Source organism: Burkholderia sp. TSV86 (genome assembly GCF_001522865.1).
Classification (GTDB): Bacteria; Pseudomonadota; Gammaproteobacteria; order Burkholderiales; family Burkholderiaceae; genus Burkholderia.
This window is the reverse complement of record NZ_LOWB01000103.1, coordinates 149,526-157,783: the sequence shown is the minus strand read 5'-3', so window position 1 is coordinate 157,783 and position 8,258 is coordinate 149,526. Positions and strand designations below refer to the sequence as shown.

The following is an 8,258-nucleotide window of genomic DNA, read 5'->3' as shown; positions in this document are numbered from 1 at the left end:
CTATCGGCAGTTTGAGGACGTCGCCAAGGCGGCCTGACTCAAACAAATCGGTCTCCGATGAACCCGGGGCGATTCAGGGCTCGACACTCGAGAGAGCCGGGGTCGCCGGCGTTGCCATGCTCGTGCCGCCGTTTAATTCGGACGGACGTGACGCGGCGATCGTCCAGTTTCCTGGCGGCTACATTGCCGAGATTCACGCAAGCGTTGCGAAATGAGATCCGAGGACACCATTCTTTCCGCGGTGGCCGGGTTCGTCGATACGCTGAGCTTCGTTTCGCTGTTTGGACTGTTTACCGCCCACGTGACGGGCAACTTCGTGTTGATCGGCGCTGGTGTCGCGGGTTTCGGGCAGGGCATCTTGCTGAAGCTAAGTGTTTTCCCCGCGTTTGTGTGCGGCGTCGTCGCAGCAAGCCTGATCGTGCGGTCGATGTCCGCACGACCGGCATGGCAGGGCGCTCGCGCACTTCATGCGGTGCAGGCAGTGCTCTTGTTCGGCTTCTGCACCGCAGGCGTCTGGGCAACGCCCGTTACTCAACCCGACAGCCTGCCGGCTCTCGTGGCCGGTATCGTCGGCACGTTCGCGATGGGCGTGCAGAACGCGCATCCGCGCGTGGTTGCGCGCGCCGGCGTACCGAACACCGTGATGACAGGGAACGTCACGCAGGCGATCCTCGACGTCGTCGACATGCTGTCCGCCGGCACGGCCGACAGTGCACGCACGGAAGCGCGGGGGCGGTTCGGCAAGATGCTGCCGGCGATCGCCGCTTTCGCGCTGGGCGCGATGGCGGGTGCGCTCGGTTTCCGCCACGTCGGATTTCTGGCACTGCTCGTGCCGGCTTGTGCGCTTGTGGTGCTGGCGTTGTCCCCCGGAAAGCGAGAAGGCGCAGCCACATCGAGTCGCGGGTGAGATGGAAGTGGTGTGGTGCCACGTCGGCCCTGTAATCTCATGCCCACCCTCGAATTCATCGAATCCGCGACCTGCGAGTATCGAACCGAGCGAGCGTCACGAAGGCGCGTTCTCCACGCTCTCCGTTCCTGTCGATTGAGGATACGGTGTTGGAATCACTCGGTGGTCAGAAAGAATCAGGACCGTCTGCTGGAATTCGAGCCATGATGGAGTTGTTTAACGCGACGGTAGAAACGGCAGAAGAACGCGGTTTACTGTCGGGTGAGCACTACGTGGCGCCGGCGTTGCTCAGCTATTTCAGCCATGTGCTGACCGGCAACCGGCACGGTCTGTTGGTCAACGTGCAGGCGAGCCGGGCGAATGGGCGGGCCGAGCTCGACATTGTCGTCCAGATGCTGCGAAAATCGAGAGCTTCGTGGCGATCGTCGCGAAACGCGAGATCGGACATGCGTCCAGCCGACCGGTAATTCAACAGCCTGCTTAAAGCTCCGCGCTCCGAGTCAACAGGGAATCGCGACCGGCACTGGCTCGATGGAGCGGTGAACTTCAGGCCATAGTTATTATTTTACATAATGAAAATTATCGACCTAATTGCTGTGACGGCTATTTAGTAATGTCCGCTTCCGGCTGGGTTCAGATGCCGCGTTTGAATCCATCGCAACAAACCGACCGCTGACAATCCCGCACTCGCGCCACAACGGAACGATTCGCGCCGACGATGTGACGATGCGCATGCGCGAGTTGGCCAGGTTTCAGGCTTGTGCGGCGCACGCCGGCCCGGCAGGCGTCAATCGGGCCTACCGCATGGCATACATCCCGCAGGTTCTTCCTATCCGCCACACGGCTCGCCAGCTTGCCACGCGCCGTCGCCACCCGATTGCTGAATAATGATTGTATTTTCACATTTAATGTGATTTTATTACCATTCACGATATCGGCTTATTCACGAGCCGGCTTGCCCTTCATCCCAAGGAAGACAAGGAAGACAGATGAAGACAATCGCTGTCATCGGCAGCAACATGGTTGACCTGGTGACTTACGTCACCCGCATGCCGGCGCGCGGCGAGACGCTCGAAGCGCCGAGCTTCGAACTCGGCTGCGGCGGCAAGGGCGCGAACCAGGCCGTTGCAGCCGCCCGCCTCGGCGCGCCGGTCGTGATGGTGACGAGCGTCGGCGACGATGTATTCGCCGACAACACGATCCGTAATCTCGAGTGCGCGGGCATCGACACGACGTATGTGCGCAAGGTGCCCGGCGTGCCGAGCGGCGTCGCGCCGATTTTCGTCGAGCCGGATTCAAGCAACAGCATTCTGATCGTCAAGGGCGCGAACCGCCATCTGCAGCCTGCCGACATCGACGCGGCCGCGCCGAAGCTCGCTGAGTGCGGCTTGATCGTGCTGCAGCTCGAAATCGAACTCGAAACGGTCTATCACGCGATCGCATTCGGCGCGCGGCACGGCATCGCGGTTCTGCTGAATCCGGCGCCCGCCGTGCCCGATCTCGATTTCGAGCGGATCCGCTCGGTCGAATTCTTCGTGCCGAATGAAACCGAGCTGGCGATCGTATCCGGCATGCCGGTCGATTCGCCGGGTGCGGCCGCACGTGCGGCCGCGTCACTCGTCGAGCGCGGGCTCAAGCACGTGATCGTCACGCTCGGCGACAAGGGTTCGCTGCACGTGTCGCGCGACGGCGCGCGGCATGTGCCTGGCGTGCCGGTCGACGCGCGCGACACCACCGGCGCGGGCGACGCATACATTGGCTGCTTCGCGCGCTACTACGTCGAATCGCGCGACGTGGCGGCGGCAATGCGTTACGCATCTGCGTATGCCGCGCATTCGGTCACCGGTTTCGGCACGCAAAAGTCTTACGCGAACGCCGCGACGTTCGAGCGCTTTATCCGCGACGCCGGTTTTTAAATGCGGCGGCGCAAGCCAACCAGACCGACAAAAACCGACAAAACATCCCTTCCCGGGAAGGAGACGCCCATGAATCGCGCCAGCATAGTACCCTCGCCCGACGGCTATTATCTGAACCGCACGCCCCTGTTCGCGTTCACGCTGCTCTGCTGCTTGTTCGCGCTATGGGGCACCGCGGCGAACCTGAACGACGTGCTGATCGCGCAATTCAAGAAGTCTTTTTTCCTGTCCGATTTTGAATCGGCGTTCGTGCAGTCCGCGTTTTATCTGGGTTACTTCTTCCTTGCCATCCCCGCTGCCACCGTGGTGAAGAAATTCAGCTACAAGACGACGATCCTCGTCGGCCTGCTGTGCTACACGCTCGGCTGCCTGTTGTTCTTTCCGGCCGCCTCGATGGCGAAATACGGGATGTTTCTCGCCGCGCTGTTCGTCATTGCCGCCGGCCTGTCGTTTCTCGAAACGGCGGCGAATTCGTATTCGACGCTGATGGGCCCGCGCGAAACCGGCACGCGGCGTCTGAATATCTCGCAGACGTTTTATCCGTTCGGTGCGATGGCCGGCGTGTACATGGGCAGCTTCCTGATCTTCAAGGAAGGCGATGCGTCGCACGCGCAGCTTGCGGCGATGTCGGCCGCCCAGGCGCGCGTGCATCAGCTCGCGATGATCCAGGCCACGCTCGAGCCGTACAAATGGCTGATCGCCGTGCTCGCGGTGGTATTCGTCGTGTTCGTGCTCACGCCCTACCCGGCATGCAAAGGCAACGGCCCGCGCGCGGCGGCGCCCCGGGCCGATGTGCGCGGCACACTGGCGCGCCTCGCGGGCAATCGCCGCTTCGTTGCCGGCGTGCTCGCGCAGTTCCTGTATGTCGGCGCGCAGGTCGGCGTGTGGAGTTTCACGATCCGGCTCGCGATGCAGATCGGCCAGCTTTCCGAGCGTGACGCGTCGCGCTACCTGCTCGCGACGTTTTTCGCGTTCTTCGTCGGCAAACTGATCGCGACGCTCGTGATGAGGCGCGTCGGCCCGGCGAAAGTGCTGATCGTCTACGGGCTGCTGTGCATCGCGCTGCTCGCGTACACGATCAGCGTGCATAACATGACGGCCGTTTATGCGGCGGTCGGCGTCAGCGTGTTCCTCGGCCCGTGCTGGCCGACGATCTACGGGCTCACGATCGACGGCCTCGGCAACGATACCGAGTACGGCGGCTCGATTCTCGTGATGAGCATCGTCGGCGGCGCGGTCGTGCCATTGATCCAGGGACTGATCTCCGATCATACGGGCGGCAACATGCAGCTTGCGTTCGCCGTGCCGCTCGCGTGCTTCGTCGTGATCGTCTGCTACGGCTTCCATTGCCTGCGCCATCTGCCGGCAGCAATGCCCGGCGCGCTTGCCGATACCGGCGAGCCGGCGCGCTATGCCGATACCCGCAACGCATCGGGAGCCTGATCATGCGGGGCGAGATCGAACTGCGCCGCGACGACTTCCGCGACACGCCGCGCACGCTATACCGGACCGATGGGCTCACGGCGACCGCGTTCGCGTATCCGTCGGGCGTCGAGGCGCTGAGGCTCGAGAACCGGCGTGGGCACATTGTCGTGCTGCCGTATCTCGGCCAGATGATCTGGGCCGCGGCGTTCGACGGCCGCGATTTGACGATGAAGCATATGTTCCGGCAACCGAGGCGCGCCGCGTCGATCATCGATACATACGGCTGCTTCATGTTCCATAGCGGCATGTTGCGCAACGGCTGCCCCGGCCCGCACGACACGCACGCGCTGCACGGCGAGATGCCCTGCGCGCCAATGGACCAGGCCGGCATGATCGTCGGCGCCGATGCGCACGGCGCCTACGTCGAGGTGACGGGCGAATACGAATACGTGCAGGGCTTCGGCAGCCACTACGTCGCGCGCGCGTCGGTGCGCATCGAGGAGCACGATGCGCGCATGCGGATCCGGATGGAAGTGACCAACCTGGGCGGCACGCCGATGGATCTGATGTACATGGCGCACTTGAACCACGCGTATGTGCCGGGCGGCCGGTTCGTGCAGTGGCTGCCGGGCGGCGGGCGGCGGCTGCGCGAAAGCGTGCCGGCGCACGTGAAGCCCACCGCCGCGTGGCGCGACTACATGGCCACGCTGGCGCGCGCGCCCGAGCGGCTCGACACGCTCGATGCCCCCGCGCTGTACGATCCGGAAATCGTGTTTTTCATGCGGGATGTGCAAACGGACGCGAACGGCGTCGCGCATTTTCTGCTCGTGCATCCGGACGGCGGCGCATTCCACACCGCCTATCGCCCCGACCAGTTTCCGCGCGCGACGCGCTGGATCCTGCACAATGTGAACCAGCAGGTCGCCGCGTTCGCGCTGCCATCGACATGCGAGCCGGAAGGTTACGAAGCGGAGCGCCGCAAAGGCCACGTCGCCGTGCTCGCGCCCGCTCAAACGCGCGTGTTCGAGGTCGTCACCGGTTATCTGGACGCGGCCGGCGTGCGCGATTGCATGGCGCGTCGCGATGCGTGATGCTGGATACGGCGCGCTCGCGTTACGTCACGAGCGCGATGCCATGCTCGCGAATTGCCGTTTCGTAATGGCGGCTCAACTGCCCGTCGCAGATCACGTAGTTGAAGTCGGCCAGCTCGCCGAAGTAAGCGGCGCGCACTTCGTCGAATTTCGTATGATCGACGAGCAGGAAGCGGTTTTGCGCGCGCTGCATGACCTTGCGTTTCGCGTCGACTTCGTGGAAATTGAAGCAGGTGACGCCGCAGCGGTCGCTGACGCCGGCCGCCGAGATGAAGGCTTTCGACACCCGAACGGTATCGAGAATGCTCGCCTCCGCGGCCGATTCGAACACCATGTTCTTGCGATGATAAACGCCGCCGCACAGAATCACGCTGCAATGCGGCTTTTGCTGCAGTTTCGCAAACACGTTCAGCGAATTGCAGATGGCCGTGAATTCGAGATCGTCCGCAATGAAGTCGATGATGAACGGCGTCGTGGAGCCGCAATCGACGAAGATTGTGTCGCCGGTTTTCACGAACTGCGCGGCGAGCTTGCCGATCCGGCGCTTCTCCTCGATCTGCCGGTTGTTCTCAGTGCTGATCAGGTATTCGCCGATGTCGCTGCGCTGCGCGGCGAAATGACGTGTGACATAGCCGCCGATCAGACTCAGGCCGTGCGGATTGTCGGCGAGGTCGCGGCGGATCGTCATTTCGGAGACGTCGAACAGCTCGGCGACTTCGCGCAGATGGATCGCGTTCTGTCCTTGCAGCATGTTCATCAATGTCTTGATCCGCTCGCTTTTCTTGGTTTCCATGCCTGTCCGTTATCCGCCTGTCGCTCGTCGGGCCGGGTGCGCGGGCCCGGCAGAAGTGCCGTATTTGTAACAAACCGATATGAAAACATCAACCTTCCGTGCGGCGTGCTGCCGCACGGCCCTTTGGAGTCCTGAAACATGTCGTATTCCCCTGCCCAGCTCGCCCACATGATCGACCACACCCTGCTCGCGGCCGACGCCGGCGACGCGCAGATCCGCACGCTCTGCCGCGAGGCCGCTGAGCACCGTTTCTACTCGGTCTGCGTGAATTCGGCCAACGTCGCGCTTGCCGCGCGCGAACTGGCGGGCACCGGCGTCAAGGTGTGCGCGGTCGTGGGCTTTCCGCTTGGCGCGAGCCTGTCGGCCGCGAAGGCGTTCGAGGCGTCGGCCGCGATTTCGGCCGGCGCCGGCGAAATCGACATGGTGATCAATCTCGGCGCGCTCAAGAGCGGCCGCCTCGACGACGTGAAGGCGGACATCGCGGCCGTGCACGCGGCCTGCGGCGCAGTGCCGCTGAAGGTGATTCTCGAGACGGGCTTGCTGAGCGATGACGAGAAAGTACGCGTTTGCGAGCTCTGCCGCGATCTCGGCGTGGCGTTCGTGAAGACTTCGACGGGGTTCGGTCACGGCGGCGCGACGCTTGCGGACGTCGCGCTGATGCGCCGCGCCGTCGGGCCGGACGTGGGCGTGAAGGCGTCCGGCGGCGTGCGCGACCGCGAGGCCGCGATTGCGATGATCGAGGCCGGCGCCACGCGGCTCGGCACAAGCTCCGGCGTCGCGATCGTCACCGGCGGCGGCGGCGAAGCGGCGTATTGAGCGGCGATCGAGCGGCGCCGGCCGATTCGATCGGCGTTAGACGCGCCGGCCCAGGCCGGCGCGCGCGTTAAGCGCATGTCACGCGCGCGAGGCGCCATCGGCCTGCGATCCGCGTCTATCGGCCAGCACCGATCGGTCGACGTCAGTGACGAGACGCTTGCCGGTCAAGGCCATCGTGATATCCAGTTCGTTGCGAATGATCTCGAGCGCGCGCGTGACGCCGTCGCGCCCGCCCGCGCCGAGCCCGTACAGAAACGGCCGGCCGATATACACGCCGCGCGCGCCGAGCGCGAGCGCTTTGAGCACGTCCTGCCCGCTGCGAACGCCACCGTCGAGATGGACCTCGATGCGCTTGCCCACGGCATCGACGATGTGCGGCAGCATGCTGATCGACGACGGCGCGCCGTCGAGCTGACGCCCGCCGTGGTTCGATACGATCAGCGCATCCGCGCCGCTGTCGGCGGCGGCGCGCGCATCGTCCTCGTCGAGAATGCCTTTCAGAATGAGCTTGCCGTTCCAGCGCGACTTGATCCATTCGATATCCCGCCACGACAGCCGCGGATCGAACTGCTCGGCGGTCCACGCGGACAGCGACGACAAATCCGACACGTTGCGCGCATGCCCGACGATGTTGCCGAACGAGCGGCGCTGCGTGCGCGCCATGCCGAAACACCAGCGCGGGCAGCGCGCCATCTGCCACAGATGCAGCGGCGTGAGCTTCGGGGGCGCGGACAGGCGGTTGCGCAGATCCTTGTGCCGCTGGCCGAGAATCTGCAAATCGAGCGTCACGATCAACGCCGAGCAGCGCGCCGCCTTCGCGCGCTCGATCAGCGCCGCGACGAAATCGCGGTCCTTCATCACGTACAGCTGGAACCAGAACGGCTTTGCCGTGTGCGCGGCGACGTCCTCGATCGAGCAGATGCTCATCGTCGACAGCGAGAACGGCACGCCGAACGCCTCGGCTGCCTGCGCGGCAAGAATTTCGCCGTCCGCGTGCTGCATGCCGGTCAGGCCGGTCGGCGCGATCGCGACGGGCATCGACGCGCTCTGGCCAGCCATCGTCGTCGCGAGCGACCGGTTGCTCATGTCGACGAGCACGCGCTGGCGCAGCTTGATCGCCTCGAAATCCGTCTCGTTCGCGCGGTAGGTTCCCTCACTCCACGAGCCGCTGTCCGCGTAATCGAAAAACAGTTTCGGCACACGGCGGCGCGCGGCGGCTTTGAGATCGTCGATGGTCAATGCATTCTTCATGTTTGTCTTCCGGGGTGTCGGCTTGATACGCGTGAAGATATCCGATCGGGCGCGGCCGG

7 protein-coding genes and 2 pseudogenes are annotated in these 8,258 nt (G+C 64.1%); 7 read left to right on the top strand and 2 right to left on the bottom strand.

The genetic code is table 11. The features are described from left to right. The 6 genes and pseudogenes from WS68_RS29015 to WS68_RS17955 form a co-directional block, all read left to right on the top strand. Positions 1-215, top strand: a pseudogene (locus WS68_RS29015) (hypothetical protein); the annotation flags it as partial. Beyond that, positions 212-907: a YoaK family protein gene (locus WS68_RS17975; RefSeq protein ID WP_059572071.1), complete on the top strand. Its 696-nt coding sequence runs from the start codon at positions 212-214 to the stop codon at positions 905-907. The pseudogene WS68_RS29015 and the gene WS68_RS17975, both read left to right, overlap by 4 nt. Before the next feature lie 128 nt (positions 908-1,035). After that, positions 1,036-1,305: pseudogene (locus WS68_RS17970) on the top strand (hypothetical protein); the annotation flags it as partial. A 591-nt stretch (positions 1,306-1,896) separates the two neighbouring features. Continuing rightward, positions 1,897-2,823, top strand: a complete 927-nt coding sequence (rbsK, locus tag WS68_RS17965) for a ribokinase (protein WP_059572069.1) — start codon at positions 1,897-1,899, stop codon at positions 2,821-2,823. A 69-nt stretch (positions 2,824-2,892) separates the two neighbouring features. After that, complete coding sequence (fucP, locus tag WS68_RS17960; protein WP_059572068.1) at positions 2,893-4,266, top strand: L-fucose:H+ symporter permease; 1,374 nt, start codon at positions 2,893-2,895, stop codon at positions 4,264-4,266. Between the two features lie 2 nt (positions 4,267-4,268). Beyond that, positions 4,269-5,339 carry an aldose 1-epimerase family protein gene (locus WS68_RS17955; protein ID WP_059572067.1) on the top strand — a complete coding sequence of 357 codons (1,071 nt, stop codon included), beginning with the start codon at positions 4,269-4,271 and terminating at the stop codon, positions 5,337-5,339. 22 nt (positions 5,340-5,361) lie between these two features. Here the strand turns inward: WS68_RS17955 and deoR are convergent, their stop codons facing one another. Next, complete coding sequence (gene deoR, locus WS68_RS17950; RefSeq protein ID WP_059572066.1) at positions 5,362-6,132, bottom strand: DNA-binding transcriptional repressor DeoR; 771 nt, start codon at positions 6,130-6,132, stop codon at positions 5,362-5,364. Between the two features lie 138 nt (positions 6,133-6,270). Between deoR and deoC the strand changes: the two genes are divergently transcribed. After that, entirely contained in the window at positions 6,271-6,948 is a 678-nt protein-coding gene (gene deoC / locus WS68_RS17945; RefSeq protein ID WP_059572065.1) for a deoxyribose-phosphate aldolase, read from the top strand. 78 nt (positions 6,949-7,026) lie between these two features. On the opposite strand, the gene WS68_RS17940 is transcribed toward deoC, so the two are convergent. Continuing rightward, entirely contained in the window at positions 7,027-8,199 is a 1,173-nt protein-coding gene (locus tag WS68_RS17940) for an alpha-hydroxy acid oxidase (protein ID WP_059572064.1), read from the bottom strand. Between the last annotated feature and the right edge of the window lie 59 nt (positions 8,200-8,258).

Excerpts from the sequence above, each read along its gene's own strand:
- WS68_RS17975 (WP_059572071.1), top strand. The coding sequence starts at position 212 with ATGAGATCCGAGGACACCATTCTTTCCGCGGTGGCCGGGTTCGTCGAT.
- rbsK (WP_059572069.1), top strand. The coding sequence starts at position 1,897 with ATGAAGACAATCGCTGTCATCGGCAGCAACATGGTTGACCTGGTGACT.
- fucP (WP_059572068.1), top strand. The coding sequence starts at position 2,893 with ATGAATCGCGCCAGCATAGTACCCTCGCCCGACGGCTATTATCTGAAC.
- WS68_RS17955 (WP_059572067.1), top strand. The coding sequence starts at position 4,269 with ATGCGGGGCGAGATCGAACTGCGCCGCGACGACTTCCGCGACACGCCG.
- deoR (WP_059572066.1), bottom strand. The coding sequence starts at position 6,132 with ATGGAAACCAAGAAAAGCGAGCGGATCAAGACATTGATGAACATGCTG.
- deoC (WP_059572065.1), top strand. The coding sequence starts at position 6,271 with ATGTCGTATTCCCCTGCCCAGCTCGCCCACATGATCGACCACACCCTG.
- WS68_RS17940 (WP_059572064.1), bottom strand. The coding sequence starts at position 8,199 with ATGAAGAATGCATTGACCATCGACGATCTCAAAGCCGCCGCGCGCCGC.